This window comes from Neptuniibacter pectenicola (assembly GCF_001597735.1).
Lineage (GTDB): Bacteria > Pseudomonadota > Gammaproteobacteria > Pseudomonadales > Balneatricaceae > Neptuniibacter > Neptuniibacter pectenicola.
On sequence record NZ_LUTS01000008.1, the window covers coordinates 85,314 to 109,398 of the forward strand.

General features: G+C 47.6%; 37 protein-coding genes and 1 tRNA gene. All 38 read left to right on the top strand.

The genetic code is table 11. The features are described 5' to 3' along the window. Window positions 1–6: 6 nt before the first annotated feature. Window positions 7–345, top strand: a complete 339-nt coding sequence (locus A3773_RS11655) for a hypothetical protein (protein ID WP_067986197.1) — start codon at window positions 7–9, stop codon at window positions 343–345. After that, window positions 345–554: a hypothetical protein gene (locus tag A3773_RS11660; protein ID WP_067986198.1), complete on the top strand. Its 210-nt coding sequence runs from the start codon at window positions 345–347 to the stop codon at window positions 552–554. Before A3773_RS11655 ends, A3773_RS11660 begins: the two co-directional genes overlap by 1 nt. Next, window positions 554–1,108, top strand: coding sequence for a single-stranded DNA-binding protein (gene ssb / locus A3773_RS11665; RefSeq protein ID WP_067986199.1), 555 nt, complete (start codon window positions 554–556; stop codon window positions 1,106–1,108). Before A3773_RS11660 ends, ssb begins: the two co-directional genes overlap by 1 nt. 15 nt (window positions 1,109–1,123) lie before the next feature. Next, window positions 1,124–2,071, top strand: coding sequence for a phosphoadenosine phosphosulfate reductase domain-containing protein (locus A3773_RS11670; RefSeq protein WP_067986200.1), 948 nt, complete (start codon window positions 1,124–1,126; stop codon window positions 2,069–2,071). Continuing rightward, the gene (locus tag A3773_RS11675; protein WP_067986201.1) at window positions 2,068–2,544 is read left to right on the top strand and encodes an ASCH domain-containing protein; all 477 of its coding nucleotides are present in this window, start codon (window positions 2,068–2,070) and stop codon (window positions 2,542–2,544) included. The genes A3773_RS11670 and A3773_RS11675 overlap by 4 nt, the downstream gene beginning before the upstream one ends. A 99-nt stretch (window positions 2,545–2,643) precedes the next feature. Further along, window positions 2,644–3,099: a hypothetical protein gene (locus A3773_RS11680; RefSeq protein ID WP_156473513.1), complete on the top strand. Its 456-nt coding sequence runs from the start codon at window positions 2,644–2,646 to the stop codon at window positions 3,097–3,099. Beyond that, window positions 3,092–3,406 carry a hypothetical protein gene (locus A3773_RS11685; RefSeq protein ID WP_156473514.1) on the top strand — a complete coding sequence of 105 codons (315 nt, stop codon included), beginning with the start codon at window positions 3,092–3,094 and terminating at the stop codon, window positions 3,404–3,406. Before A3773_RS11680 ends, A3773_RS11685 begins: the two co-directional genes overlap by 8 nt. Before the next feature lie 2 nt (window positions 3,407–3,408). Next, a complete protein-coding gene (locus A3773_RS11690; RefSeq protein ID WP_067986205.1) occupies window positions 3,409–3,879 on the top strand; it encodes a hypothetical protein in 471 nt (156 codons plus the stop codon). A 226-nt stretch (window positions 3,880–4,105) separates the two neighbouring features. Continuing rightward, complete coding sequence (locus tag A3773_RS17840) at window positions 4,106–4,279, top strand: hypothetical protein (RefSeq protein ID WP_156473515.1); 174 nt, start codon at window positions 4,106–4,108, stop codon at window positions 4,277–4,279. Then, window positions 4,276–4,524 (top strand): hypothetical protein, encoded by a 249-nt coding sequence (locus A3773_RS11695; RefSeq protein ID WP_067986207.1) that lies wholly within the window; start codon window positions 4,276–4,278, stop codon window positions 4,522–4,524. The genes A3773_RS17840 and A3773_RS11695 overlap by 4 nt, the downstream gene beginning before the upstream one ends. Before the next feature lie 202 nt (window positions 4,525–4,726). Further along, window positions 4,727–5,176, top strand: a complete 450-nt coding sequence (locus tag A3773_RS11700; RefSeq protein ID WP_067986209.1) for a lysozyme — start codon at window positions 4,727–4,729, stop codon at window positions 5,174–5,176. A 217-nt stretch (window positions 5,177–5,393) separates the two neighbouring features. Further along, window positions 5,394–5,717 (top strand): hypothetical protein, encoded by a 324-nt coding sequence (locus tag A3773_RS11710; protein ID WP_067986213.1) that lies wholly within the window; start codon window positions 5,394–5,396, stop codon window positions 5,715–5,717. Continuing rightward, window positions 5,671–5,886, top strand: coding sequence for an Rz1-like lysis system protein LysC (gene lysC / locus A3773_RS19425; protein ID WP_438942552.1), 216 nt, complete (start codon window positions 5,671–5,673; stop codon window positions 5,884–5,886). Before A3773_RS11710 ends, lysC begins: the two co-directional genes overlap by 47 nt. Next, entirely contained in the window at window positions 5,867–6,232 is a 366-nt protein-coding gene (locus A3773_RS19150; protein ID WP_075109550.1) for an HNH endonuclease, read from the top strand. The genes lysC and A3773_RS19150 overlap by 20 nt, the downstream gene beginning before the upstream one ends. A 64-nt stretch (window positions 6,233–6,296) precedes the next feature. Next, window positions 6,297–7,040, top strand: a complete 744-nt coding sequence (locus A3773_RS11715) for a terminase large subunit domain-containing protein (protein WP_067986214.1) — start codon at window positions 6,297–6,299, stop codon at window positions 7,038–7,040. After that, window positions 7,030–7,497 carry a phage terminase small subunit P27 family gene (locus tag A3773_RS11720; RefSeq protein ID WP_067986215.1) on the top strand — a complete coding sequence of 156 codons (468 nt, stop codon included), beginning with the start codon at window positions 7,030–7,032 and terminating at the stop codon, window positions 7,495–7,497. The genes A3773_RS11715 and A3773_RS11720 overlap by 11 nt, the downstream gene beginning before the upstream one ends. Window positions 7,498–7,501: 4 nt before the next feature. Then, the gene (locus A3773_RS11725; protein ID WP_067986217.1) at window positions 7,502–9,226 is read left to right on the top strand and encodes a terminase large subunit; all 1,725 of its coding nucleotides are present in this window, start codon (window positions 7,502–7,504) and stop codon (window positions 9,224–9,226) included. Beyond that, window positions 9,227–9,385: a hypothetical protein gene (locus A3773_RS18365; protein ID WP_231902200.1), complete on the top strand. Its 159-nt coding sequence runs from the start codon at window positions 9,227–9,229 to the stop codon at window positions 9,383–9,385. It begins immediately after the preceding gene. After that, a complete protein-coding gene (locus A3773_RS11730; RefSeq protein WP_067986219.1) occupies window positions 9,385–10,599 on the top strand; it encodes a phage portal protein in 1,215 nt (404 codons plus the stop codon). The genes A3773_RS18365 and A3773_RS11730 overlap by 1 nt, the downstream gene beginning before the upstream one ends. Then, window positions 10,592–11,203 carry an HK97 family phage prohead protease gene (locus tag A3773_RS11735; protein WP_067986221.1) on the top strand — a complete coding sequence of 204 codons (612 nt, stop codon included), beginning with the start codon at window positions 10,592–10,594 and terminating at the stop codon, window positions 11,201–11,203. The genes A3773_RS11730 and A3773_RS11735 overlap by 8 nt, the downstream gene beginning before the upstream one ends. Window positions 11,204–11,218: 15 nt before the next feature. After that, complete coding sequence (locus A3773_RS11740; RefSeq protein ID WP_082800616.1) at window positions 11,219–12,424, top strand: phage major capsid protein; 1,206 nt, start codon at window positions 11,219–11,221, stop codon at window positions 12,422–12,424. 66 nt (window positions 12,425–12,490) lie between these two features. Next, window positions 12,491–13,057 carry a head-tail connector protein gene (locus A3773_RS11745; RefSeq protein WP_067986224.1) on the top strand — a complete coding sequence of 189 codons (567 nt, stop codon included), beginning with the start codon at window positions 12,491–12,493 and terminating at the stop codon, window positions 13,055–13,057. A 2-nt stretch (window positions 13,058–13,059) separates the two neighbouring features. After that, window positions 13,060–13,377, top strand: a complete 318-nt coding sequence (locus tag A3773_RS11750) for a phage head closure protein (protein WP_067986225.1) — start codon at window positions 13,060–13,062, stop codon at window positions 13,375–13,377. Window positions 13,378–13,380: 3 nt separating this feature from the next. After that, window positions 13,381–13,725 carry a hypothetical protein gene (locus tag A3773_RS11755; protein WP_067986226.1) on the top strand — a complete coding sequence of 115 codons (345 nt, stop codon included), beginning with the start codon at window positions 13,381–13,383 and terminating at the stop codon, window positions 13,723–13,725. Next, window positions 13,722–14,198 (top strand): HK97-gp10 family putative phage morphogenesis protein, encoded by a 477-nt coding sequence (locus A3773_RS11760; RefSeq protein ID WP_067986228.1) that lies wholly within the window; start codon window positions 13,722–13,724, stop codon window positions 14,196–14,198. Before A3773_RS11755 ends, A3773_RS11760 begins: the two co-directional genes overlap by 4 nt. Continuing rightward, window positions 14,195–14,539, top strand: coding sequence for a tail completion protein gp17 (gene gp17 / locus A3773_RS11765; protein ID WP_067986230.1), 345 nt, complete (start codon window positions 14,195–14,197; stop codon window positions 14,537–14,539). Before A3773_RS11760 ends, gp17 begins: the two co-directional genes overlap by 4 nt. 14 nt (window positions 14,540–14,553) lie before the next feature. Then, the gene (locus A3773_RS11770; protein WP_067986231.1) at window positions 14,554–14,982 is read left to right on the top strand and encodes a hypothetical protein; all 429 of its coding nucleotides are present in this window, start codon (window positions 14,554–14,556) and stop codon (window positions 14,980–14,982) included. A 174-nt stretch (window positions 14,983–15,156) separates the two neighbouring features. Beyond that, entirely contained in the window at window positions 15,157–15,534 is a 378-nt protein-coding gene (locus A3773_RS11775) for a hypothetical protein (RefSeq protein ID WP_067986233.1), read from the top strand. A 47-nt stretch (window positions 15,535–15,581) separates the two neighbouring features. Then, entirely contained in the window at window positions 15,582–15,764 is a 183-nt protein-coding gene (locus A3773_RS11780) for a hypothetical protein (RefSeq protein WP_067986235.1), read from the top strand. 9 nt (window positions 15,765–15,773) lie between these two features. Continuing rightward, on the top strand, window positions 15,774–17,429 hold the full coding sequence (locus tag A3773_RS11785; protein WP_067986236.1) for a hypothetical protein: 1,656 nt from the start codon (window positions 15,774–15,776) through the stop codon (window positions 17,427–17,429). A gap of 3 nt (window positions 17,430–17,432) precedes the next feature. Further along, on the top strand, window positions 17,433–18,038 hold the full coding sequence (locus tag A3773_RS11790) for a hypothetical protein (RefSeq protein WP_067986238.1): 606 nt from the start codon (window positions 17,433–17,435) through the stop codon (window positions 18,036–18,038). After that, window positions 18,035–18,631 carry a hypothetical protein gene (locus A3773_RS11795; protein ID WP_067986239.1) on the top strand — a complete coding sequence of 199 codons (597 nt, stop codon included), beginning with the start codon at window positions 18,035–18,037 and terminating at the stop codon, window positions 18,629–18,631. Before A3773_RS11790 ends, A3773_RS11795 begins: the two co-directional genes overlap by 4 nt. 113 nt (window positions 18,632–18,744) lie before the next feature. After that, complete coding sequence (locus A3773_RS11800) at window positions 18,745–19,311, top strand: LamG-like jellyroll fold domain-containing protein (protein WP_197462773.1); 567 nt, start codon at window positions 18,745–18,747, stop codon at window positions 19,309–19,311. A gap of 18 nt (window positions 19,312–19,329) precedes the next feature. Then, window positions 19,330–21,426 carry a hypothetical protein gene (locus A3773_RS11805; protein WP_067986242.1) on the top strand — a complete coding sequence of 699 codons (2,097 nt, stop codon included), beginning with the start codon at window positions 19,330–19,332 and terminating at the stop codon, window positions 21,424–21,426. Window positions 21,427–21,529: 103 nt separating this feature from the next. Further along, the gene (locus A3773_RS11810; protein ID WP_156473516.1) at window positions 21,530–22,396 is read left to right on the top strand and encodes a hypothetical protein; all 867 of its coding nucleotides are present in this window, start codon (window positions 21,530–21,532) and stop codon (window positions 22,394–22,396) included. Window positions 22,397–22,618: 222 nt separating this feature from the next. Beyond that, a tRNA-Leu gene (locus A3773_RS11815) sits at window positions 22,619–22,705 on the top strand. A gap of 253 nt (window positions 22,706–22,958) precedes the next feature. After that, window positions 22,959–23,195 carry a TA system antitoxin ParD family protein gene (locus tag A3773_RS17970; RefSeq protein WP_197462774.1) on the top strand — a complete coding sequence of 79 codons (237 nt, stop codon included), beginning with the start codon at window positions 22,959–22,961 and terminating at the stop codon, window positions 23,193–23,195. A 176-nt stretch (window positions 23,196–23,371) separates the two neighbouring features. Beyond that, window positions 23,372–23,950, top strand: coding sequence for an ATPase (locus A3773_RS11825; RefSeq protein ID WP_231902201.1), 579 nt, complete (start codon window positions 23,372–23,374; stop codon window positions 23,948–23,950). Window positions 23,951–24,085 lie beyond the last annotated feature (135 nt).

Below are 24,085 nucleotides of genomic sequence, written 5' to 3' on the forward strand. Positions count from 1 at the left end.
TTGTTTATGTCAAAAGTAACGGGTAACAACAACGGCGGAATGTCTAAGGCCCGCACAAAAAAATACATAGATCGACTTAATGCGATTGCTGAGTACTTGAGATCAACACCCAAGAGTGACCTTCTCGCCGATCACGCTATCGCCAAAAAGTTTACTACTGCGGATGATTCGGTGCTGCGCGCTAGATACATGGTTGAGCATAACTGCCCAGCAGAAACAGCAATTGCAGCAATTCACCTGCGATCAACCAAAAAAAATAAAACTGATCATACAACATGGGCGCATGAGTCTATGCAGGGCGAAACCTCACTGCAAACGCTAATGCGCAGTTGGAGAGCAGCGTAATGAGTACGATCAAGGATTCTGAATTAGCAACGGCTGCAAAAACTATCAGCAGCCAACAGCGGAGCATATCAGAGATGCGTGACGCGATAGCTAGAGCAAACGCTTATTTTTTGATCGGCCATGCGAGCAAGGCTAGAAAGATTATTTCTGAATGTGCCCAAGAAATGGGTATTACTGGGCGTGACGTAATTGACCGGGAGCTTGGGTGATGGCTAGAGGCGTTAATAAAGTAATTTTGATCGGTAACCTGGGCGGTGATCCAGATCTTCGCTACATGCCTAATGGTAATGCTGTAACGAATATAACGATTGCAACGTCTGAATCTTGGAAAGATAAAGAGTCGGGGCAGAAGCAAGAGCGTACAGAGTGGCACCGTGTTGTGTTTTTTAACCGCTTAGCTGAAATTGCAGGCGAATACATGCGCAAGGGTAGCAAAGTTTATGTAGAAGGCGCTTTGCGTACTCGGAAGTGGCAGGACCAAAGCGGCGCTGATCGTTACACGACTGAGATCGTCGCCAGCGAAATGCAGCTGCTAGATAGCCGTGGTGGTGATGCTGGTGGTTACCAATATCCTGAAGCTCAGGCCCCACAACAGTCTCGACCGAAGCAAGATAGCGGCCAGCAACCACCACCGCGAACTCGGCAGAATGCAAACGGAACTAAACCCTCGCCATATGCCGCGCCTGCACAGCAGCAAGCGCCGCAAGCGGCACCTAATCCGCCTGCGGGGTTTGATGACTTTGATGATGATATTCCGTTTTAAAAAAAGGATGGCCGCATGAAAACACACAATATCGTCAGCGTATCTGGCGGCAAGGATTCAACAGCCACCCTGTTGCTGGCGCTTGAGCGTGAAACTGAAAATGTTCGTGCTGTTTTCGCTGATACAGGGAACGAGCACCAAGCAACATATGATTATCTTGATTACCTTGAGGAAGCTACCTGCGTAGAAATAGAGCGTATTGTTCCAGACTTCTCAAAACAGATTGAGCACAAACGCGAAGTTGTTAAAACCAAGTGGGTGAAAGATGGTGTTGATGACGAAATTATTCAGGCTGCGCTTTCTGTTCTTAAGCCAACGGGAAATCCGTTCTTAGATCTCTGTCTTTGGAAGGGGCGTTTCCCGTCATCAAAAGTTCGTTTTTGTACAACTGAACTGAAGGTCTTTCCGATCCAGCAACAAATTTTTGAGCCTCTTTTGGCTGAGATGGATACCCAAGATATCTACAGCTGGCAGGGTGTCAGAGCTGACGAATCGTTGAGCCGCGCCAATCTTCCTGTTGAAGATGAGGCAGACAATGGGGTGATAAATTACCGCCCAATTCTTGATTGGTCAGCGGATGAAGTTTTTGCGTTCCATGATAGGCACGGCATCAAGCCCAACCCATTGTATAAGCAAGGGATGTCTCGTGTTGGTTGCATGCCCTGCATTAACGTCAGGAAAGATGAGTTAAGACAGATTGTTACACGGTTTCCTGAAGAAATTAAAAGAATTGCTAAATGGGAAGCTTTGGTTGCGGCAGCAAGTAAAAGAGGGTCTGCAACGTTCAAGTGTGCTGTTGATTACCCGGGAGTAAGTAAGGATGACGCTATAAGTCATACAACGCATGGTATTGGGATGGCTGCTGAATGGGCAATGACAGTCCGCGGAGGACGTCAATTAGATTTAATTGCATCGACAGCTGATTATAAATCCTGCTCATCTGCATATGGGTTATGCGAATGATTTGCACATACCCCGACTGCAATTGCCCGTTTGATATGCCAGAAAAGTTGATGTGTGCGCGCGGTCTACCGATGAAAGATGCAACTAAAACAAAAACAGAGGACCGAACAATGACACGAGCAACCACCAGCGCCGTTGATAACGCATTGAATGAAACGGCATCGCCTAGGGCTAAAATCGACTTTACGCCATCCAATTATGCGCTGATCGCAAAAGGTAAACGCACAACTATTCGTCTGGGTGATAAAAACTACGTGCTTGGTGGTGTTGATTTCACGGTAGGCAAAGCAAATAGCGAATATTGCCCGGTAATTACTGAGATTAGAAAGCTGCGGTTTAGTCGCTTAACCCTTCAGGACGCGCTAGATGACGGATACAACAGTTTAAACGCCCTACGTGAAGAGCTGCAAAGCTGTTACGGCAAGTTTATATCCGACCGTGAGATTGTGACCATCGTTCGATTCGAGGTGTGATATGCGCTACTGGGTGATAGGCGTTATTGGGTTGTGGGCTGGCGTTTATATAGAGCGCCATCATGTGTTAGAGAACTTTGTGCGGAGCATGTTCGGGCTATGACTATGAGAATAGGGATTGATCCAGACCTGGTTAAAAGCGGCGTTGCTGTTGCTGTTGATGGCTCTCTGTTAACGCTGGATGGGTTGTCGTTTTTTGAACTGATTAAGTTTATTGATGAGCACAAGCACCAAGCGGTGTTTGTTCTCGAAGATGTTGAGCACGACCGGGTTGTCTATCATCGCAAGGGCTCGAATCAGGCGGTAATGAGAAGTATTAGCCAAAAAGTAGGGATGGTGAAAGCGATAGGTCGATTATTAAAGGAATACCTGGAAGGGGCCGGCGCTGATTACGTGCTGGTTAAGCCGCTTCAGGGCCAGCTAAAGAAAGCAAAGAAAGACGCTGAGTTCTTTAACCGGTTAACGGGCTGGGATGGCAAAAGCAACGAAGATAAACGCGATGCGGGTGTGTTAGCGCTGTACGGCGAGAAATCGAGAGCGATGCGCCTTGGCTAAGTCTAGCGGGCCACCATTAACGCTAGACCTGCCAGAGCTTGCTCCATGCAAGTCATGCAAAGGTGCAGGCAAGATAAAGCCAATGTTTTATGAAATGCCGTGTGATGTGTGTTCGGGCTCAGGTGTTGTTGATGCTGATACAGGGTTGCCACTTGATGCTGACACGCTGATCCCAGCAATGAAAGACGCTATACGGGATTTACGGATTAGAAACGCGCTGTTACGTGAACAGCTGAGTAAATGCAGTTGCGATAGAGATAGAGAGCCTATGTCAAAACGCAACGGCGGAACGTACCGGATGGATTGATTATGAGTAACGAGAGAATTAACCCTGCTGTTATTAATGTTGTCGATCGTTATATCTCTGTCGAAATTGTTAAGCGGTTTAATAGTGATGCTGGCTGGCGTGGGCTGGGCCAATATGCTGAGAGCATGGGCGGTGGTGGCTGCAATAGCAATGGATCTATGATTTATCAGCTGAGCATGATGTTTAAAGAGCCCGACGACCCGCGCACAAAATGGGCTTGCGCTGCAATGAAGTTGCTAGGTAATAAAAGCGAAAGCAATCACGTAGCGCTGGTGGCTTATGTTTTATTGCGAAACAGACCGGATCCGAAAAGGGAGGGCTCAGACCATCATACAAAGGAACGCATTGCACAGATTATTGGCATGAAGCGTCGGGCCTTCCACGACAATCTACAGGCCGCAGCTAAATACATTAATGAGCTGGTGGAACTGCAGCGAATAGCGGTTGATGAATGGGAAAGCGAGGTTGCGTGATAATGACGGGTAAAATAACAAACGGACGATATACAGCTACTACACCAAAAATGAATGGCCCCGCAATAATTGATGTTAAAGACGGCATGTTTAGAGTTGTTGGATACATTGATAATAACTCGACAGAGGTTTTATGTTCTGGTCATTGCGACTGGGTTGATCTGAGCCGGTTATCAAGTGATTCGGTTGTGTCAAAACAAGTTATAACAAGCCAAGGATAAAACCTATGATTGAATATATTTATATCATCGCTCTTCATCTTTTAGGCTGTCGTGTGTTCATGCTGACGCTGCCTAATGGCGCTCCGATAACCACAACCCATCGGGTGATTGCCGTTATTTTTTGGCCGCTAATTGTCGCGTCGGTATTCATTAAGCAGGCCGCTTGTAACACCGAATGACAAAAAGAGAACCGCTACGCCTAAAGCTCTATCGCACAAGAACAATAGATCAGCTCGAATCTATGTTAAGCGATATAAAAGCAGACCCAGAATCAAAAGAGGGCGCTAATCCGATGTATTTATACAACCGCCGCGCGATGAAACTAATGGATGAGATCACCTGGGCAATGTATTACCACCGCCGCCGAGAGTCCGCTAGTAGCGGAGCAATGCAGACGGGAAGCGAAACGTTTAAAAATTGGTAAAAAGTTAAAATATTTTCATGTAAAGTAGTGCATATGGGTGCTATTAAACTGGATAAATAACCATGCTGTTAATTTATACAGCAATGTGTTGTTTTTTCTGCACATATATACTACTCTAAACACTAAATTGGGATAGCTAACTAAACAGCTGTCTATTTAAGAGCCTCGCATTCGCGGGGCTTTGTCGTTTCCGGGGTTTGCAATGATTCAGCACAAAAAAACATGGTTAGCGATTGCGCTGACGGCTGTTGCTGGGTTTGAAGGATTGCGGACCGAGGCATACAAGGACCCTGTTGGTATCCCAACTATATGTTTTGGCTACACAGCCGGAGTAGAGATCGGCGACACTGCAACAGTTGATGAGTGTAAACAACTGCTAACTGATGAGGTGATATCTCATGGCTTGGCGGTTAGTAATGCGGTAACTGTTGATTTATCACATGAAGAACAGGCCGCATATACATCATTTACATACAATGTTGGCGCAGCTGCATTCCAGCGCAGTACATTGTTGCGCAAATTAAACTCAGATGATCGAGTAGGTGCCTGCAACGAGCTGCCGCGCTGGGTATATGCGAGCGGTGTTAAGTTGCCTGGCCTTGTTAAACGTAGAGAAGCAGAGCGCGAACTGTGTTTGTCTGGCATCCAATAAAACCAAGGATTTTAACCGTGGAACATAACACATCGTTATTATCCAAGTTTTTTGCGTACCTGTCGTATTTGTTTTCTGGCGGGTTGATAGCTGGCGATATGATGAATTTTTTAAATGAGAACTATGGCGCTGTTGGCTCATGCGTTGCTATCGCCACACTGTTGATTACATGGCATTACAAACGTAAAGAAATCAAGATACTAGAGCGTAATCTTAAATGAAAGCTCGAATTGCTATCGTACTAATAATGCTCGCCTTGGGCGGTGTTGTTATTTGGCAAGCGCAGACAGCAGGCAAGCTAAAAAGCCAGCTAGAAGGTTATGTATCAACTATAGAATCAATGGTTGAATACGAGAACAATCAGATAGCCCAGCGCGCCGCTGACGATGAATTGTTAGCAGAGACAAACAATAAACATAAATTAATCATTAGAGAAAACTATGAGTTGCGTAAACAGTTACAGCAAGTTAGTGGGTGCTCTAGTGATTACATTGATGCTGATACTGTTGAGTGGGTGCGGCAATACCGTAGTTCGAACTGAATACATTCGTGAGCAGGTTCCTGCAATCTACACACAGTTAATCGCTCCGCCATCACTAGATCAGCAGTACTGGGGATACATTGCAGAATGCGAGGCAATAGTTAAGCAGTGCAATGTAGACAAAGAATCTATTCAGCAATGGTCCAGCGATGCCACCAAGAACCCCTAAAGCATGCCGGCAACAAGGGTGCTCAGCGACAACTACTGAGCGCCATGGTTACTGCGAAAAGCACGCAGACAAAGCAAAGGGTTGGGCGCGCGGACGGGCTGGACGAGGCAGAGGCGGCAGGGCGTGGAGAAAAAAGCGCGAAATAGTTAAAACAAAGGCCTGCGGCTTGTGTGAATCATGTTCTAAACGTGGATTAGTGGTTGCTGGAAGTATATGTGATCACATTGTCCCAGGGGCTGAAGGCGGAGACGACAGCCTCAGCAACCTTCAATGGCTATGCAAGCCTTGCTCTGACTTGAAAACCCATCAAGAAAGCATGAGGGCGCGAGCCAGAGCATCTTCATAAAGGGGGGGCGGGTCAAATCCCTACAGCTTTTCAAACTGGACACCGCCTGGAACCTCAAATTTTTATGCGGACAAAATTAAAAAATAATCCGGAGGCGACGATGGCGGCTATCTGTAATGTTGAAATTGCAAATCGGTACGCTAAGGATGTCGCGGCTGGTCAAATCATCGCGTGCAAATATGTAGTTCTAGCATGCCAGCGTTATTTGTCAGATATCGATAGTCTGGAAGATTCTGAATTTGATTATTGGTTTGATTCATTTTCTGCTGAGCAAGCGTGCAATTCAATACAACAATATCCTCACACAAAAGGGAAGTGGGCACGTCAAGGGCTAAAGCTAAAGCTTGAACCTTGGCAGTTGTTTCAGCTGGTTTCTATGTTCGGATGGAAACGCCGATCAGACAATGCATTTAGATTTAAAATTTGGAGTGTTGACGCTGGCAGGAAAAACGGATTAACAGAACTAGCAACAGCTGTATTAAATTATCTGCAATGCAACCATGCCGATTTAAATTACAAACAGTTCGATATAAATGCTGGAAATCTTGATCAAGCAGGGCGCCAGCGCGTAATAGGCATGCTCGACGGCACCACGCCGGACGATGAGCTGTTCGGCATCATCTACACAATAGATGAGGGTGACGACTGGACCAGTATTGAAGCCCTACGCAAATCTAACCCAAACTTTGGTGTCTCCGTAAATTCGGAATACCTTTTTTCTCAGCGCGCAGCTGCATTTAAAGGCGGAGCGTTCGAGGACTGCTATAAATCCCGCCATTTAAATATGCAGAATATTGATGGCTGGTAAATCAGTGGCCCCGGGGCGTGGCCGGAAGCCCAAACCAAATAAGCAGAAGCTTTTATCTGGTAGTAAGCACGCCAACAATGACGCTGTTGAATTTGACCTAATCAATAACGTTGATGCGCCTGAATGGCTCGATGAGCTTGGCGTTCAAATGTGGAACACGGTTTGTCCCCATCTTTGCAAAGAGCGCGTTTTAGCTGTTACTGATCTTCACAACCTTGAAGCGTTTTGTTCTGCCTATTCAACATTCCGATTAGCCGAACAGTCAGTTAAAGAGCTTGGCATCACAGTTGAAGGCGCAACGGGAGGGCTGGTAAAGAACCCGGCGCTTACAGCAAAAAATGAAGCACTGCGCCAGATAGCCACGTTCGGTTCAATGCTCGGGCTAGATCCGGCTGCCCGCGGTCGCCTAATGGGCCCTAATAGCGGTGGCGGAGGGAATGAGTTTTCGGAGTTTTAAATAAATGGCTAGTTATCCCAATGTTAACGCTGCTAACAAATATGCGCGGGACGTTGTAGCTGGCCGGATAGATGCGTGTAAATATGTAATTTTAGCGTGTCAGCGTCATTTAGACGATTTGGCGGAATCAAAAAAAAAGAGCTTCAAGTATAGATTTGATAAAAACGCCGCTGAGCGGGTTTGCAAATTTATACAGAAGATGCCGCACACAAAAGGGAAGTGGGCACGTCAAGGGCTAAAGCTAACGCTTGAACCTTGGCAGCTTTTCCCGCTTGTTGCTGTGTTTGGCTGGAAGCGCAAAAAGGACGCATTGCGGCGATTTCGTGAGGCGTACAATGAAGTCCCTCGTAAAAATGGCAAATCTGCACCAGCCGCGGCCCTTGGCGTTTATATGCTATGTGCTGATGGTGAATCAGGCGCCGAGGTTTACTCCGGGGCAACGACTGAAAAACAAGCGTGGGAAGTTTTCCGCCCCGCGCGTCAAATGTGTTTACGAACCCCAGCGCTGGCTCAGCATTTCGGCATTGAGATTAACGCCAAAAACCTAAACCGCCCAGCTGATGATTCAAAGTTTGAGCCGATCATCGGCGACCCTGGCGACGGTGCATCACCATCTGCTTCAGTTGTAGATGAGTATCACGAGCACGCTGATGATTCATTGTATGACACGATGATTACCGGCATGGGTGCCCGAGAGCAGGGTTTGATCTGGGTAATTACCACTGCAGGCAGCAATATAGCGGGGCCGTGTTACGACCAACGACGCCGAGTGATTGAAATGCTCGACGGCACCACGCCAGACGATGAACTGTTCGGCATCATCTACACAATAGATGAGGGTGACGACTGGACCAGTGTTGAGGCGTTACGAAAAGCAAACCCGAACATGGGGGTTTCTGTCTTTGAGGATTACCTGCTAAGCCAGCAACAGCGGGCAATCAAAAACGCACGCTATGTAAACACGTTCAAAACAAAACATCTAAACATGTGGGTGCAGAGCAAAACCGCATTTTTCAATATGGAAGACTGGAACAAATGTGAGGACAAAACCCTCACGCTGGAACAGTTCCAAGGCGAAGAGTGCACCCTCGGGATGGATTTAGCCCGCAAGATCGATTTAAACAGTATGCCGCGCGTATTCAATCGCATGATTGACGGTAAGCGCCATTATTACAGCGTATCACCGTGTTTCTGGGTTCCAGAAGATACCGTATTTGATGAAGACAACAAACGCCAATCTAAACGCTATCAAAACTGGGTAACAACGGGCCACCTATTACCAACAGATGGCGCAGAGATCGACTACCGAGAGATATTAGCCGAAGCACTGGCAACTCAAGAGATCGCACCTGTTATCTGCTCAGCGATTGACCCGCACGGCGCGACAAACCTGTCACATCACCTAGCGGATGAGAATTTAAACCCGGTCACCATCGTTCAAAACTTCACAAACATGTCGGACCCGATGAAAGAGTTAGAGGCAGCAATCAGCGCTGGCCGATTCCATCACGACGGCAACCCGATAATGACGTGGTGTATCTCCAACGTCGTAGGAAAAAACGTTCCCGGCAATGACGACATTGTTCGACCGATTAAAGAAGGCAACGACAACAAAATCGATGGCGCAGTGGCGCTCATTATGGCGATTGGCCGGATTATGTTGAGCGACCAATCCACCGATTTCAATCCTCTATCAGCCATGGCTGATGATGACATTATGGTTTTATAAATGATCCAGCGACTTTTTATCGACTCATGCGGAACGATAGGATTTGCAGCGTTAACGGCCGGGCTGTATTTGAAATATGGGCTTGCTGAAACGGCGATCATTTCAGGTTTAATGCTGGTGGTGTTTTCGGCACTGGCTGCAATACGGAGGGGCCGTTAATGTTTGCGACATTATTTGAGGGTCGCTCATTAGAGAACCCAGCCACACCTATTACAGGTGACGATTGCGACGATATTGGCGGCAACTCGCTGTCTGTATCGCCCGAACGCGCCATGAAATTGAGCGCTGTTTACTCATGTATCTATGTGCTCGCGAGTAATATTTCGCAGTTGCCGCTAGCGGTGATGAGAAAGAATAATGGCGTAACACTGCCTGCAACAGATCATCCTGCGTACTACCTGCTGCACGACAGCCCAAATTTTTGGCAAACGTCCTACAAGTGGCGCGAAACCAAACAGAATCACATCCTCGGCTGGGGCAACGGCTATTCAATTATCGAGCGTTCAAAGCGAGGCGAGATTGAAGCGCTAACCATGGCTAAGCCGTGGAATACAGACCTCCTAAAACGTGATGGCCGCTATGTGTATGCGGTAACCGATGATGATACCGGAGAAGTAAAAGCAATAAGCCCATACGACATGGTCCACATCCGTGCAATTGGCAGTCACGGCAAAAAGGGCCGTAGCCCTATTCAGCAAAACCGTGACTCAATGGAGCTCGGAATGGCCGCGCAACGCTACGGCAATCAATTCTTTGCTGGTGGTGGGCGTGCAACGGGTGTGTTAACGCTAAAAAATGGCGGCGTTTCAAATAAGGATTTATGGGAAAGCTTCCAAAATTATTGGAATAAAGCTAAACGCGCACTCAAAGACTCTGACAACAAAACACTCATGCTGCCGGCGGATCTCGACTATAAGTCGCTGACGATCCCGCCTGAAGACGCCCAGTTCCTAGACACGCGCAAATATAGCCGGTCTGAGATTGCAGGCATATTCAACGTACCCGCCCACATGATCAACGATTTAGAAAAAGCGACCTTCAGCAACATATCAGAACAAGCGATCTACTTTGTTCGCCACTCGATGATGCCGTGGATTGTTAACTGGGAGCAGGAATTAAATCGCCGCATCTTCACAAAAGCTGAGCGTGCCGCAGGTTATTACGTGAAGTTCAATCTCGCAGGCTTGCTGCGAGGCACACCAAAAGAGCGCGCCGAGTTTTATCACTACGCGATTAACGATGGCTGGATGGATCGCAATGAAGTGCGCGCATTTGAAGACATGAACAGCCGCGACGGGCTAGACGATATGTTAATTAGCGTCAACGCTCAACCGCTATCAGCGCTTAATCAGGAGAACACCAACGATGAATAACAAAGAGCGCCGCTTACTCAATTGTGAAGTACGCATGGCCGAAGGTGATGGCGAGGGTGATTCTTCCCCGTTAAAAATTATCGGCTATGGATCTGTATTTGATAGTCGTAGCGAAAACCTCGGCGGCTTCCGAGAGGTGATTGCACCAGGTGCGTTTGATTCCGTCCTCGATGACGATGTTCGAGCGCTATTTAATCACGATCATAACTTTGTGCTAGGTCGCACAAAATCCGGCACGTTGTCGCTGGTGGTTGATGAAAAAGGCTTGCGCTATGAAATCACCCCGCCAGACACGCAAACCGTTAGAGACTTATTAATTGAGCCTCTACGCCGGAACGATATTGACCAAAGTTCATTTGCATTCAGCGTCGCCCGAGGCGGTGAAGAATGGGATGAAGATGAAGACGGGGTAATTGTTCGCACGATTACCAAGTTTTCGCGGTTGTATGACGTTTCGCCCGTCACTTTCCCCGCCTATCCAGAAGCCGGCGCTGCTGTTCGGTCACTAGAGGCATGGAAGAGAGAGCAAGGGCAAGACGTTTTGAAAAGAGCAGTAAGTGAAAGTCGGATGCGGGAGCGTTTCCTGCAAATTATTAACGCGTAAGACGAGGATTTGCGCATGAAAGATCTAAAAGAATTACAGGGCGCTCTGGCTGATGTGTCAACCCAGATGCGAAGCCTGCATGAAACAATCGGTGATCAAGCTTGGACAGAAGAGCAACGCTCCAAGTGGGATGACCTAAAATCAAAACATGACCACGTTCGCTCGCAGATTGCTCGCGAAGAAGAACTTCGCTCTATCGATCAAAAATTCGTAGAAGATACGGACGAGCGAGAAGACCGCGGCGAAGAAACTGATGGCGAGTTACGCACAGAAAACCTTTTCGATATGTTTATGCGTAAAGGCGTGCAAGAAATGAACGCCGAGCAGCGCGCCGCACTTAAAGAACTACGCGCACAAGGTGGCGACACTGACAGCAAAGGTGGTTACACCGTACCTACTGAAATGCTGAATAAAGTTCACGAATCAATGAAGGCTTACGGCGGCATTGCCTCTATTGCTGAGATTATGAACACCTCAACCGGTGCGTTGATTGAATGGCCAACCATTGACGGTACAGCCATCGAGGGTGAATTACTCGGCGAGAATGCGACGGCAACCGAGCAAGACGAAACGTTTGGTACAGAGAACGTCGGCGCTAAAAAAATCAGTTCTAAAATCATCCGCATCTCTAACGAGCTGCTACTTGATTCTGGTATTGATATGCAAAGCCTACTGGCGCGTCGTATCGCTCAGCGTATTGGACGCACCGAAGCACGCTTGTTGATCAAAGGCACAGGCGCAGGATCGCCTCTGCAACCTAAAGGCATTGAGGCTTCAACCACTGCCGGCGCTACAGGTAAAACCACTCTGAAATTAGTGACTGAAGATATCAACGCGCTGGTTCACTCTGTTGATCCTGCTTACCGTGGTTCGCCAAAAGCAGCGCTGGCATTCAACGATGCCACGCTTCAAATTATGGAAGACATGTCCGACCTTAATGGTCGCCCGCTCTGGTTGCCGGAGATTGCCGGGGTTGCGCCTTCCACTATTCTGAATCGCCGCTATGTTGTTGATCAGGGTATTGATGATATCGGTGTTGGCAAGAAGTTCATGTTCTTCGGTGACTGGTCGGCCTTCATCATCCGCCGTGTGAATTACATGGTGCTTAAACGTCTTGTTGAGCGTTACGCTGAATATGATCAAACAGGCTTCCTTGCCTTCCACCGTTTCGACTGTGTGCTAGAAGACACAGCCGCAATTAAACACTTGCTCGGCAAGTAATCGAGTAATTTCACTCAAAAACACCGCTTCGGCGGTGTTTTTCGTTGAGCTTACTAGGTAATCACTATGCCAATAATTGATGTAACACCACCTGCAGAACAGCCGATCACGCTAGAAGAAGCGCGCATTCAGTGTCAGATCGATTCAGATATAACAGACGAAGACGATCTAATCGAAAGCTACATCGCTGCAGCTACAAATTTTTGCGAAAGCTACACAGGAAGGCCGCTAATAACGCAAGAAAAACAGTATGTTGGCGCATTCTGTAGAGACATTGAATTAACACCAAATTTACTGTCGGTTGAGTCAATCACATACATAGATAGTGATGGCAACCTGCAAACACTAGCCCCTTCTAGCTACTACATCGACACCGCCTCCGTTGTCGGTCGAGTTATTCCGCTAGAACCGTGGCCAAAACCGCAGGACAACCACCCGCAACCGGTAACTGTTAATTTTACGTGCGGATACGCCGATGCGGCAGCGGTGCCAGAAAGCATCAAACAATGTATGCGTTTACTGGTGGGGCACTTTTACCGCAATCGAGAACCTATCGTTATCGCGGCTAGTGCAACAACCCTCGATTTTTCAGTAGATTCACTGCTAAACCCGCATCGCGTATTTAGGATTTAACCATGCGCTACCCACACCGCATCACCATACAAACCAAAAACACGGGCAAAACATCCACAGGCGTTCCTGATGATACGCCCGTTGTTGTGCTGGATGGAATTTATGCTCGTGTGTCGGTCATTACTGGCCGCGAGAAGTGGGTGCCAGAGGCGAGCGAACAGAGCAACGACGTTACCGTGATTTGTCGCTACCGCACAGGCATTACTGAAGCGATGCAAATTAAGCACGGCGATAGCATTTACCAGATAACCGCGATCATCCCCGATGAGCGCAATACAGAGCTGCGCTGTATCTGTAAACGGTATCAAGACAGGGGTTAAATAATGGCAGGCCTAACGATGAAAATCGAAGTTCAAAACCTCGATAAAATCAAAACATTGATAGAGCTATTAAGCCGCTACCAAAACGAACTGCCGCCAGATTTAGTAACCGCTCTGCATGATCTAGCTGATAGTAAAAGCATCGAGCTAGGCGTTGATGATTTTCAGAAGATGGCCAACGGCTACGAGATAGAAACCGACTTCCCGACCAGCTCCATTGTTAGCGTTAACCACGTACTAAACCGCGTTACTTATTTAGACTCGTTTGGAAAATTCGCCGTTGCGTTCCCTGACAAATTCAAACTAGGCATACCTGGTAAAACCATTATTAGCTGGGGCAACGAATGAGCTTAATCATTGATGTAGAAGGCCTCGACGAGTTAGAAAAAAAACTCTTAACGCTTGAGGCAGAAACCGGATTTAAAACACTAAGGTCTGCGGGACGTCAAGCGATGAAGCCTGTTCTTTTAGATATTGTTGAGGGCGCTCACGAGGATACCGGCGATCTAAAAAGATCGCTCGGGATAAAAACAAATAGAGGAAAATATAGTAATAGAGCTGTCGATATCCATGCAGGTGTTGTGAAAAAAAGTGTTCAAGAGGTTACGGACGGCAAACGGTCCACGCGACACCTACCGAGATATTTCATGAAAGCGCTTGCACAGGAATTTGGTACAAGCAAAAAACGGCAACAAACGGCAGACCCGTTTATATCACCCGCCCTCACAAAAAACCATATGACCGTCTTATCTGTTTTTAAAAACGAGCTAAAAAAAGCCATCGACAAAGCCATTCTAAAGGCCAATAAAGGTAAAAAATGAGCCTCGACACCACTGTTTACACTGCTCTAAATAGCGCGGGTGTAGATCCGCTCGTGCGCGGCTGGTTGCCAGAAGGCCAAACATTCCCCTGCGCTGTCGTCCGCTATATCTCAGACCGCCCAATGAACACGCTAAACGGCGAAATGGCGATGAAGAACGAGATTATCGGTATCGATTGCTGGGCCGCAACCCTCGAAGAGGCAGAAGCCCTACGCGATCAAATCAAATCCGCCATGGCGGCATCAAACCTCGTTGCTGTGCGCCAAGCGCTTAGAACATTACACGAACCAGAAACAAAAACCTTCCGCTTTACACTCGAGTATTCGGTGCGCGGGCTATAACCGGAGATCCAACCATGTCTACACCAATCCCAACAGAAGGCACAAAAGTTTACATCCGCGACACCGGCGGCGTTGATATCGAGATCGATAGCCACTACAGCATTTCAGGGCTTGATGGTGAACGTGCAGAAAAAGACCGCACAACACTAAAAGACTCTGCGGAAGTTATCGCGCTAGGCATTAAGCGCTACGGCACAGTAACTCTCGGCGTATTTCAGGCAGAAGACGATGCCGGGTTAGACGAGGTATCCGATGCCTATGATGACGCTGCTCCACGATTAATAACCTGGGAGCTTCCAACAGGCACTTACCGTCAATTTAGCGCCTTGGTTAAATCATTTCCATTCACCGATGGCGGCGTGGATTCTGATTACAAGGGCGATATCGGCTTGCGCGTATCCGGCGAAGTAACCAAAGGCACCGGATTTACACCAGCCACATGATAGCCGCACAACCCGAGGCAGCGCGCAGGCTAAATATCTGCGCGCAATGCCCTCACATCACATTCACCAAACTGCCCACTAAAAACACAACTGTAAGCCGATGCAGTAAATGCGGTTGTTTTTTAGCGGCTAAATCACGCATTCAACGGGCTAAATGCCCACTGGGGAAATGGCATGACACGCAAAACACTCACCCGTAACCAAATTTTAAAAGCTAAAGACTCAGTAGAAGAGTGGGTTCCTACTCCTGAATGGGGCGAAGGAACGGAGGTGCTCGTTAAAACATGGTCCGCCAGTGAGCGTGACGAGTTCGATCGCCGTCTAGCCGATATGCAGAGCGGCGGAAAGTTAGAGCCCCGCGCATTAATTGTTGCGCTATCTGTTGTTGACGCCAAAACAAAGCAGCCTATTTTTGAACCGAGCGACATTGCCACGCTCGCTAAAAAGAACTGTAAAACGATGGATCGCATCTTCCAGGTATCTATGCGGTTAAACCCAATCAGCGAAGAAGAAACCGAAGCGATTGTTGAGGAAAAAGCAAAAAACTCCTAACCCAGCCTTTCCGCATTTACGTCTCAACGTTAGCGGATAGGTTGGGCATGTTGCGCAGCCAGCTACTAGAGCAGGCAACGATGGATGATATCTATGAAGCCATGGCGTTCGACATGATAAAGAACAAAGAACAAAGGCAAGGTCTAATTCTCGCCATAAACCAACAAGCTCAAAAAGAGCGCACGCCAGAAGAGCAAGAGGCGTGGATTCTGGCTCAACTCAGCGAATAGGTATTTATCATGGCGTCTATATCTAGTCTAGTCGTAACGCTCTCAGCGAATAGTGCAAAACTAGTGTCAGAGCTAGGGAAGTCCAAAAAAAACATTGCTGTATGGGCGCGAAATGTAAGAAAGCAGGCAAACGTAGCGGCTACAGCACTTGTCGGGACTGCGGCCGCAACAGGCGCGAGCATCGTTTCTATTGTTAACGGACACGCCGCCGAAATAGACAGGCTGGCAAAAACAGCCGCTAAATTTGGCATGGACACTGAAGCGCTCCAAAAAATCCGCTATCAGGGAGAGTTGACAGGTGTATCAATAAATACTGTTGATATGGCACTGCAGCGCATGACCCGCCGCGTGGCTGAGGCCGCAAATGGCACGGGAGAGGCTAAAGACGCGCTAAAAGAGTTAAAGCTAGAAGCCGTTGCGCTATCGCGAATGTCACCGGACCAACAGTTTTACGCTATAGCTGAGGCGATGAAAAGCGTTGAAAATCAGGGAGATAAAGTCAGGCTGGCAATGAAACTATTCGACTCAGAAGGGGTTTCACTTGTCAATACGATGGCGTCAGATCTAAACGCGACAGCTGCCGAGTTCGATAGCCTTGGTATTGCGATCACCAGCCAACAAGCGGCAATGGTAGAGGCGTTTAACGACTCAAAAATAAAACTGGGCAGTATTTGGGACGGCTTTAAAAACCAGATTACGGTGCAGCTGTCCCCCGCATTTCAACTACTAACTGATTATATTAGTCAGGCAGTTATTGATTTTGGTGGTATGGGGAATGTTGCTACTAGCGTTGTAAACGGTATCGCAACCGCTGCCGGATTTGTTGCCGATGTGTTTTATGGTTGGCAGCTAGTTATTAAAAACGTTCAGATTCTGTTTGGTAAATTAGCATCCTCAGCACTTAGCGCGCTTGGTGCTGTTTATGACAAATACGCATCATTGCGTGAGTTCATGGACGAGGACTTTAAACGCTCAAACTTTTTTGATGGCATGGCCGATGCGTTTGAGTTCCAAACAAACAAAATAGATGCTGAGCTGGACGCGCTACTCAAAAAAGGACGCCCATCATTAGAGATCGATGCGCGCATCAAAAGCATTCAAGACAAAGTTAATGCGGCAGGGCAAGCAACATCAACTACCGTAACCGATAAAAACACAGACACTACCGCCGCCAACACTACAGCAACCAAAAACCTAGCCGAACAGATTAAAAAATCACCGCTCGGCAACAGCAACAGTAGCGTTTGGGCAGATATTTTTGGCAGCGGAAAAGCAGACGATAAGAAAAATCTGATTGTCTCTGACACCTTCAAAAGCAATGCGAGAGCTCTAAACGCAGCTATCAACCGCAGTGATGCCAACGATATACAATACTGGGTAGAACGTACCCAAAAAACAGTGGATGCATTAGCGGGGCGTGGTCAAAACGGCATTAGTTTTGGCAGTGAGCGAACCCACGACATCGACGGTATGCAAGCAGTGCTTGATCGACTCGTTGATAAAGCCCAAGAGCAGCCTGAAACCATCGGCAGTATTGATCTAAACGTATCTGCAGACGGTAAAACCCTATCAGGCAAACTGATGGGCGATCCAGACTTTTTAAAACAGATTAAACAACTCGTTGATAACACAACCAAAGAGACCGCGCGCGCGGTTGCGAGGTAAACCATGGCACTGGACGACCTATCATTTAAACTCTATCAAGATTCAGCGCTAACAACGCCATACGGCGGAACGCTAACGATTACGCATAACAGTGATTTATCAGACGGAGCGCAGGACTTTATTCTCTACTTTGGGTCTGCAAGCACATCCGTGCAACTGCAATCAAACGTAAACCCGGGCGTAGATAATATCGTCGTCACACCTGTCGATAATCTGCCCGAATGGGAAGCATCAACCGCACAAGTTGTTGGGTATAGCGCAGAACCGACGGTCGGGAATGGTCGTCGATACCAAGTGACAACCGCAGGCACGTCAGACGCTACAGAACCAACGTGGCCAACATCGATAGGCTCAAGCGTTACCGACGGCACAATTATCTGGACGTGCGTATCCAGCACCCACGAAACAACCGAGGTAAAACTAGCTGCCACCGCGCTCGATCTTGATACTGCAACCGCTGGCGCTGGTTTATCGCTGGGAACAACAGTTCTTTCTGGTGTTGCGAATGCTAAAGAAATTCATGTTCGTGTGACAAATACGGTTGAGGACATTAGCAACGCAAACGACATAGCGCTCAGTTTTAACAATGTGCTGGAGACCGCTCAATGAGAATCCATGTAAACAATTATAGCAGCACGATAGATACAACAACCGTGCTAGATAGTGATTTAACGCTAGACGTAGATTCTGCAACCGGCCTGCCGTCACTTGCAGCAGGTGAGTACATTGAGCTAACAATCACTGACTCGCTAAGCGCACCAACTAAAACCGAAATTATTAAAGTTACAGCGATATCCAGCGAAACCCTGACAATCGAGCGCGCCCAAGAGGGCACAACCGCCCAAGGCTGGGTGTCTGGTGATTTTATAGAGTGTCGCGCCACCAAAAACAGCTTTGATCAGCTCGATGGGACAGAGATAAAACGCTACAAAGAGACCGTGGCAACAGCGAGTAGCGCTATTGATCGCGCCGACGGTGGGATACAAACCTACACAATGACAGCAAACACAACATTCACCATCGCGATCAATGCCGGTGAATCGTTAACGCTGCATTTATCAGCAGGTGATACATACACTGCAACATGGCCAGCAATGACGTGGGTGGGAGGATCTGCTCCAACATTAACCGCTGTTGATGCAATCACGTTCTGGAAAGTAGGCTCAGATCTCTTTGGCGCGTATGTAGGGAGTATTGCGTAATGCTAGGGCCAATGTTGAGAGCCGCGGCGGGGAATAATGAAGAATCGCCCAGTGTATCACTGTTGCTAGATTACAGTGACGGACTAACAATAACAGATGCGTCTGGCAATAATATGACAATTATTGAGGATGGTTCTGTAGGTATATTGGATACATCGCCCGCACCTATAGGTGATTATTTTCTAGATTTTGGTGCGCTAAGCGGCGGGAATAGGCTGCGCGTTGCGGATAATCCGAATCTACGTCTAAAAACGACAGGTTGGGGGATGGAAGCATTTATTCGGTTGCGGTACACAAATAAGCATTTTTTTTTGTTCTCAAAGGGGTTGGCGGGCAATTTAAACGATGCATGGTATTTTGGTCTTTTGTCTAGCGGGTCATCTGTAAATATTGCATTCGCAGGCAAAAATAATACTACTGCTTTTTATCAGGCCTATGCGCCTACAGCTGATACAACAAACTTTCATCACTTATCTATAAATAGCGACGGTGATGACGTTACTGTTTACGTTGACGGCGTGGCCGTTGGCACATTCCCTGAGCCTGATATATTTCAGGGAGCGGGTGATCTTTTTATCGGCGGCTGGAACTATACAACATCTAATGTTGCAGGTGCCTATGCTGACGGAATCACGTTTAAGCATGACGGGCCAATCCGTACGGGTAATTTTACAATTTAGCTAACGCTGGGTGCATAAATGCTTTCAATAAACTCAACTCCCGTTAATAGCTCGCAGCTAAACGGTACAGGCATTCCAGCTGACCCACTGCACATAACAGGCTCCGGCGTATTGTTAACGCTCAATCAACGCGTTCAAAGCCTGCCTGCTGGTGGCGAGATTATTGTTCTGTCTCAGGTGGTGGGTGTGCCTACTGGCGGCACACTGATAACACTAAACCAAACGGTTGAGCTACATCAAACGGCTGCAGGTAAACTTTTAGCCGTAGATCAATCCGTATCCGCTACCGCCACTGGTATTATTGCTAGGCTGGCGCAACGCGTAAGACGTGCAGCTGATGATTATCAGTTTAAACAGCCCGATGGCGCGCTGTTGGGCTGGGATGGGTTTGATTTAACAGTATCAGTTGGCGGTAACACTGTTGATGATATGTTAACCGGTGACGTGACAATTACACGCCGAGAGGGTGATTCTACCCTGGCAACAATAATGTTAATCCCGCCGATGGGCGTTCAAAACATAAATCAGTATCACGGCAAATCCGTTATCATTACCGCGTCGGCCGTTAATCGATCCAAAATTATCTACACTGGCGTTGTTGATGTGCCAGAAATCGACATTATCAACGAGACGATCACCCTGCAATGCACCGACAGCCGAACCGAAAAAAACAACGCACTCTCCGAGAGCTTTGTGCGCGGTGTTGGCTATTACTCAGATGCTGTATTTAGCAGTGCGGACGATCTAAACGCAGAGCTAGAACAGCGCTTAGAAACAATCCCGTATGCATGGGACTACGCAACAGATGGAACAGGACGGCTTACCGCGTGGGAACCTAAATCAACACCTGATTACATCCTCACTGATGAATCTATATTCCGGCGTAATCCGTCTGTTACTGTGCTATCCCGTGGCCGCGTAACCAACAAAATCACCTGTACATTTACATACAACTATCAACTACTCCGCCACCGAGAACGCAACTACAGCTTTGATAGCGGCTTATGGATGGCGTATTACGATATTTGGGGATTGCCTCCGTCCAATATCGATTTAAAACAAGCGATTGATTCGGCAGGCTGGCCATACGATAACTACAACTTTGAAGGACTGGACCCTGCGGGGCGCTACACAATAAACGGCGTTTCGTACTACTGGAGCCCGATTACTCGCACCGGTGACGTAGTTGCAACACAGAAAAAAGATGCGAATGGCAACCCTGTTGTTGACCAAAACGGCGAGCCTGTTTACGACTACAACCGAGACAACCAAACATCAATAGACAATACCAATCTATACGCGCAAAAGGCTGCTTGGAAGGCAAGCAAACGCTGGTCTCAAAACATCACAGAGACGATTGAATGCACGTTACAAGCGCCGCAATCAATCGCACAATACGGCGAGGTATCGAGCGAGGTTAGCTATGGTACAGCAGACGAGTATGACGCGTCCGATTGGGAGAACTACATAGCCCACGCGAACCCGCCATCGTCCGCGACACAAACCGCCAACGGCGACTACGTTATTAAAAAAACGACAGATATAAATGCGTTTAATAACATGGTGCTAACCGGGTTAAACCGAGAGAAAACCAAAATCATCAAGGGCCACCGAGACAATCGCGTTAATTTTGAAACCCCCGCATGGCCTGATGTTGAGCTCTACCACACCATAAAAACAACCGCAGACAAAGTGACGGCAAAGGGTAAAGTAACCGAGATCACCCACACGTTTGACACTGTCGACCTGTTTGCATCTACCGAGATAGAGCTGTCATTAAGCCAATCAATCGGCAGCGCATCAAATGACGACATTGTTATCCCGTCTAGGCCTTCGCTGGTGGACTCTGCAAACACCCCGAGCACAATCAAACTTGGACCTCATACAATCCCGTTAGGCGGTACTCAAGATCCTGATTGGGCAGGCTACATATTCCAAGAGAAAAGTAAGCCCGGCGGCACGTTTACACTCGGACTAAAAACGCCGGTCGCGATGATTGTTGACACTCCCGCAATTGATGACGAGAGCCGTGACACAAAAGAGCTTTCAGTATCAAAAACCTACAACATCGCAATACGAAACGATTTGCTACAGGTAACGTTCGATGGCAAATAGAGCGCAAGAAAACTATAAATTAATCGTTGGTATTGAGGGCAGCCGCAGCGGCGACATTCCAAGCCACAAACAAAAAGACAAAATACCAGGTCGGCGTGGCATTGTGTATTTTAATGCCGACGGCTCGTCGTCATCAACAACCGGCAACCCGCCCAGCGAAGATGAAGACGGCAACAAAACCGCCGGCACAACGCAGCCCGACGATGGCAGCGGATCATCTAATGGTGGCAATACAACAGGCGACACTGGAATAACCGACCCATACCCAATAGATGATCCAGCAGCAAACGGTAGCGGGATTTACAATGTTGACAACCTAACACTTGGCGACTTAGTTAAGGGGTTGACCGGTCTTAAAGATTGCGCCACAGGTGATCCTGTAGACGTTCGATTTGACGGCCAGTTTACCGCGCCAGAGGGGTGGGATGATCCTAATAGTCTTCCAGTCGATCCAGAATATAGAGCAGGGTATTATTATTATAGCGCCGCTACCGGCGCTTACAAAGCGTCTACTCCAACAGGGTCGTTCGAACTATTCGCAGAAAGCAATAACGCAACGCTAACACGGCGTGTTGATGATACGTTTTATTACACCACTCCAGGGTGGTGGGAGAACTCTTACACCGCACATTCTCGTGAGTGCGGGTCATCAACAGAGGACTACTGCACAATAGTTCCATATTTAACATCATGGCCATCCGACAAACCCATGCAGCTCAGCTATAACGCTGAAACGGGAAAATACGAAACAAACCCCTATGATAGTAACGTAACAACCGCATACGCCCAGCCGGTTAGCTCGTTTTCGCTCTGCAACAGCAACGGCGAGACAATAAAATCATTCCCGCAGGCGAACGGCGGCCAAGCCCTAATGAATCAAACAACAGGCGTCGCCACGTTCATTGATGCTAACGGAAAAGTCACCGGCTACGGCGACGGCGCAGCTGTAACAAACGGTCAACCTAGATAGTTTTTGATATGTATCAAACAAAACATTCCTGAAAAAACACAAGAGGTTTTGGTTTCCGAATATACAGGGTTTAAAAATATGTAACTTATTGATAAAAATAGGTTGCAATTGCCCGAAATATTCGGATAATACGCCCCAACTGATTGAGGCATAACGGTTTTTGCTCTGACTGCAACTCCGTGTACGCCGGTTCGATTCCGACCCGCGCCTCCATTAAAATTCGCCCGGGTGGTGAAATTGGTAGACACAGGAGACTTAAAATCTCCCGATCGTAAGATTGTACCGGTTCGAGTCCGGTCCCGGGCACCACTTTTGTGGTGCACTTTAAACCCCGCAAGTTAACGCTTTCGGGGTTTTTTGTTGTCTTTTTTTTACGTGCAGTACAACGAATTAACTGATTCTTTCTGTCTTGTGATTTGTCGCCCACTCGAATGTCGCATGAGTGCTGCCTTAGCGGTCGATGGCCAATCGTCTCGATTTGATGCGCTTTAAGGTTATAGCGCTTAATTGTAGCGATCTGCTACAGTTGATAAGAAGTCAATAAAACGATAGAGAGCATCATATGGCAAAGGCACATTCCCCACTGCGTTTAGACGCCAGTCTAGTAGAGCAAGCCAAGCTATCAGGCAAGCATCTCCATCGTTCGACTGCTGAGCAGATCGAGTACTGGGCAGACATTGGCCGCAGCGTATCTAAAGTGATTACGCCTGAGACTTTACTGCAGCTTTATGCAGGGTTGGTGCAGGTAAAAGTCGAGCCGGTAAATGGTCCAGCTGTCGATCCGGATAAGCATCTTTGATGCCTTGGAAAATGACCGAGTCACTGGTTGTCTTCAGGATGATATAACTTCCAGCGCATTAAGGTATCAGGCTTCAGCCCAATACCCAGGAATGTTAGAACAAATTGCTCCAGATGGTGTAGTGGCTGTAGGTCAGTTTGAAAATGGTCAATTCATTCCGTCCACGGGCATGATTGGTGAGTAATCCCAAGCAGCTGTGGATGCTTGTTGGCGGCAACGGCGCAGGCATAAGTACTTTCTACCGTAAATACCTTGAACCACTGAGCATGTCGTTTATTAATGCTGATCTGCTCGCAAAGCAAGTCTTCCCTGATGACCCGGAAGGTAATAGCTATGAGGCAGCCCAGCTAGCGACGCAGATGCGTGAGCAACTGCTGATCGATGGGGCGAATTTTTGCTTTGAAACCGTCTTCTCTCACCCCTCAAAAATCGACTTTGTGGCTAAGGCCAAAGCGTTTGGTTATCAGGTTGTTTTAGTATTTATCCGCGTTGATAGCCCCTTATTGAATAAAGCCCGTATATCCCAGCGAGTAGGGGAAGGTGGGCACTTTGTACCTGATGACAAAGTAGAGGCGCGCATTCCTAGAACGTTAGCAAATGTCCGAAGCGTACTTCCTCTATGTGATCATGTGAGAATTCTGGATAACTCCCGTTGCGATAACCCCTTCGAACAAGTGGCGACGATCCGAAATCAAACGATCACAGAGCATAAGAAGCCATCACCTGTCTGGGCATCAGATTTGTTATACAGCTGAGCGGTGGCATCATGCTGTGCGGCTCTAAGGTCTTATATTTTATACTGCCTTAGTATTTTAGAGGCTGTACCACGGTACAATAATCCTATCTGATTCATTTCGTTATAATGGATGCGTTATATATGTTTGCTGTGG

What these genes read in the sequence shown, in the direction of transcription:
- A3773_RS11775 (WP_067986233.1), top strand. Translation starts at nt 15,157, where the DNA reads ATGACACGCAAAACACTCACCCGTAACCAAATTTTAAAAGCTAAAGAC.
- A3773_RS11780 (WP_067986235.1), top strand. Translation starts at nt 15,582, where the DNA reads ATGTTGCGCAGCCAGCTACTAGAGCAGGCAACGATGGATGATATCTAT.
- A3773_RS11770 (WP_067986231.1), top strand. Translation starts at nt 14,554, where the DNA reads ATGTCTACACCAATCCCAACAGAAGGCACAAAAGTTTACATCCGCGAC.
- A3773_RS11710 (WP_067986213.1), top strand. Translation starts at nt 5,394, where the DNA reads ATGAAAGCTCGAATTGCTATCGTACTAATAATGCTCGCCTTGGGCGGT.
- A3773_RS11740 (WP_082800616.1), top strand. Translation starts at nt 11,219, where the DNA reads ATGAAAGATCTAAAAGAATTACAGGGCGCTCTGGCTGATGTGTCAACC.
- A3773_RS11655 (WP_067986197.1), top strand. Translation starts at nt 7, where the DNA reads ATGTCAAAAGTAACGGGTAACAACAACGGCGGAATGTCTAAGGCCCGC.
- A3773_RS11730 (WP_067986219.1), top strand. Translation starts at nt 9,385, where the DNA reads ATGTTTGCGACATTATTTGAGGGTCGCTCATTAGAGAACCCAGCCACA.
- A3773_RS11720 (WP_067986215.1), top strand. Translation starts at nt 7,030, where the DNA reads ATGGCTGGTAAATCAGTGGCCCCGGGGCGTGGCCGGAAGCCCAAACCA.
- A3773_RS11790 (WP_067986238.1), top strand. Translation starts at nt 17,433, where the DNA reads ATGGCACTGGACGACCTATCATTTAAACTCTATCAAGATTCAGCGCTA.
- A3773_RS11670 (WP_067986200.1), top strand. Translation starts at nt 1,124, where the DNA reads ATGAAAACACACAATATCGTCAGCGTATCTGGCGGCAAGGATTCAACA.
- A3773_RS11755 (WP_067986226.1), top strand. Translation starts at nt 13,381, where the DNA reads ATGGCAGGCCTAACGATGAAAATCGAAGTTCAAAACCTCGATAAAATC.
- A3773_RS17970 (WP_197462774.1), top strand. Translation starts at nt 22,959, where the DNA reads ATGGCAAAGGCACATTCCCCACTGCGTTTAGACGCCAGTCTAGTAGAG.
- A3773_RS11715 (WP_067986214.1), top strand. Translation starts at nt 6,297, where the DNA reads ATGCGGACAAAATTAAAAAATAATCCGGAGGCGACGATGGCGGCTATC.
- A3773_RS11725 (WP_067986217.1), top strand. Translation starts at nt 7,502, where the DNA reads ATGGCTAGTTATCCCAATGTTAACGCTGCTAACAAATATGCGCGGGAC.
- lysC (WP_438942552.1), top strand. Translation starts at nt 5,671, where the DNA reads ATGCTGATACTGTTGAGTGGGTGCGGCAATACCGTAGTTCGAACTGAA.
- A3773_RS17840 (WP_156473515.1), top strand. Translation starts at nt 4,106, where the DNA reads ATGATTGAATATATTTATATCATCGCTCTTCATCTTTTAGGCTGTCGT.
- A3773_RS19150 (WP_075109550.1), top strand. Translation starts at nt 5,867, where the DNA reads ATGCCACCAAGAACCCCTAAAGCATGCCGGCAACAAGGGTGCTCAGCG.
- A3773_RS11800 (WP_197462773.1), top strand. Translation starts at nt 18,745, where the DNA reads ATGACAATTATTGAGGATGGTTCTGTAGGTATATTGGATACATCGCCC.
- ssb (WP_067986199.1), top strand. Translation starts at nt 554, where the DNA reads ATGGCTAGAGGCGTTAATAAAGTAATTTTGATCGGTAACCTGGGCGGT.
- A3773_RS11700 (WP_067986209.1), top strand. Translation starts at nt 4,727, where the DNA reads ATGATTCAGCACAAAAAAACATGGTTAGCGATTGCGCTGACGGCTGTT.
- A3773_RS11695 (WP_067986207.1), top strand. Translation starts at nt 4,276, where the DNA reads ATGACAAAAAGAGAACCGCTACGCCTAAAGCTCTATCGCACAAGAACA.
- A3773_RS11690 (WP_067986205.1), top strand. Translation starts at nt 3,409, where the DNA reads ATGAGTAACGAGAGAATTAACCCTGCTGTTATTAATGTTGTCGATCGT.
- A3773_RS11675 (WP_067986201.1), top strand. Translation starts at nt 2,068, where the DNA reads ATGATTTGCACATACCCCGACTGCAATTGCCCGTTTGATATGCCAGAA.
- A3773_RS11805 (WP_067986242.1), top strand. Translation starts at nt 19,330, where the DNA reads ATGCTTTCAATAAACTCAACTCCCGTTAATAGCTCGCAGCTAAACGGT.
- A3773_RS11785 (WP_067986236.1), top strand. Translation starts at nt 15,774, where the DNA reads ATGGCGTCTATATCTAGTCTAGTCGTAACGCTCTCAGCGAATAGTGCA.
- A3773_RS18365 (WP_231902200.1), top strand. Translation starts at nt 9,227, where the DNA reads ATGATCCAGCGACTTTTTATCGACTCATGCGGAACGATAGGATTTGCA.
- A3773_RS11750 (WP_067986225.1), top strand. Translation starts at nt 13,060, where the DNA reads ATGCGCTACCCACACCGCATCACCATACAAACCAAAAACACGGGCAAA.
- A3773_RS11795 (WP_067986239.1), top strand. Translation starts at nt 18,035, where the DNA reads ATGAGAATCCATGTAAACAATTATAGCAGCACGATAGATACAACAACC.
- A3773_RS11745 (WP_067986224.1), top strand. Translation starts at nt 12,491, where the DNA reads ATGCCAATAATTGATGTAACACCACCTGCAGAACAGCCGATCACGCTA.
- A3773_RS11735 (WP_067986221.1), top strand. Translation starts at nt 10,592, where the DNA reads ATGAATAACAAAGAGCGCCGCTTACTCAATTGTGAAGTACGCATGGCC.
- A3773_RS11680 (WP_156473513.1), top strand. Translation starts at nt 2,644, where the DNA reads ATGACTATGAGAATAGGGATTGATCCAGACCTGGTTAAAAGCGGCGTT.
- gp17 (WP_067986230.1), top strand. Translation starts at nt 14,195, where the DNA reads ATGAGCCTCGACACCACTGTTTACACTGCTCTAAATAGCGCGGGTGTA.
- A3773_RS11660 (WP_067986198.1), top strand. Translation starts at nt 345, where the DNA reads ATGAGTACGATCAAGGATTCTGAATTAGCAACGGCTGCAAAAACTATC.
- A3773_RS11760 (WP_067986228.1), top strand. Translation starts at nt 13,722, where the DNA reads ATGAGCTTAATCATTGATGTAGAAGGCCTCGACGAGTTAGAAAAAAAA.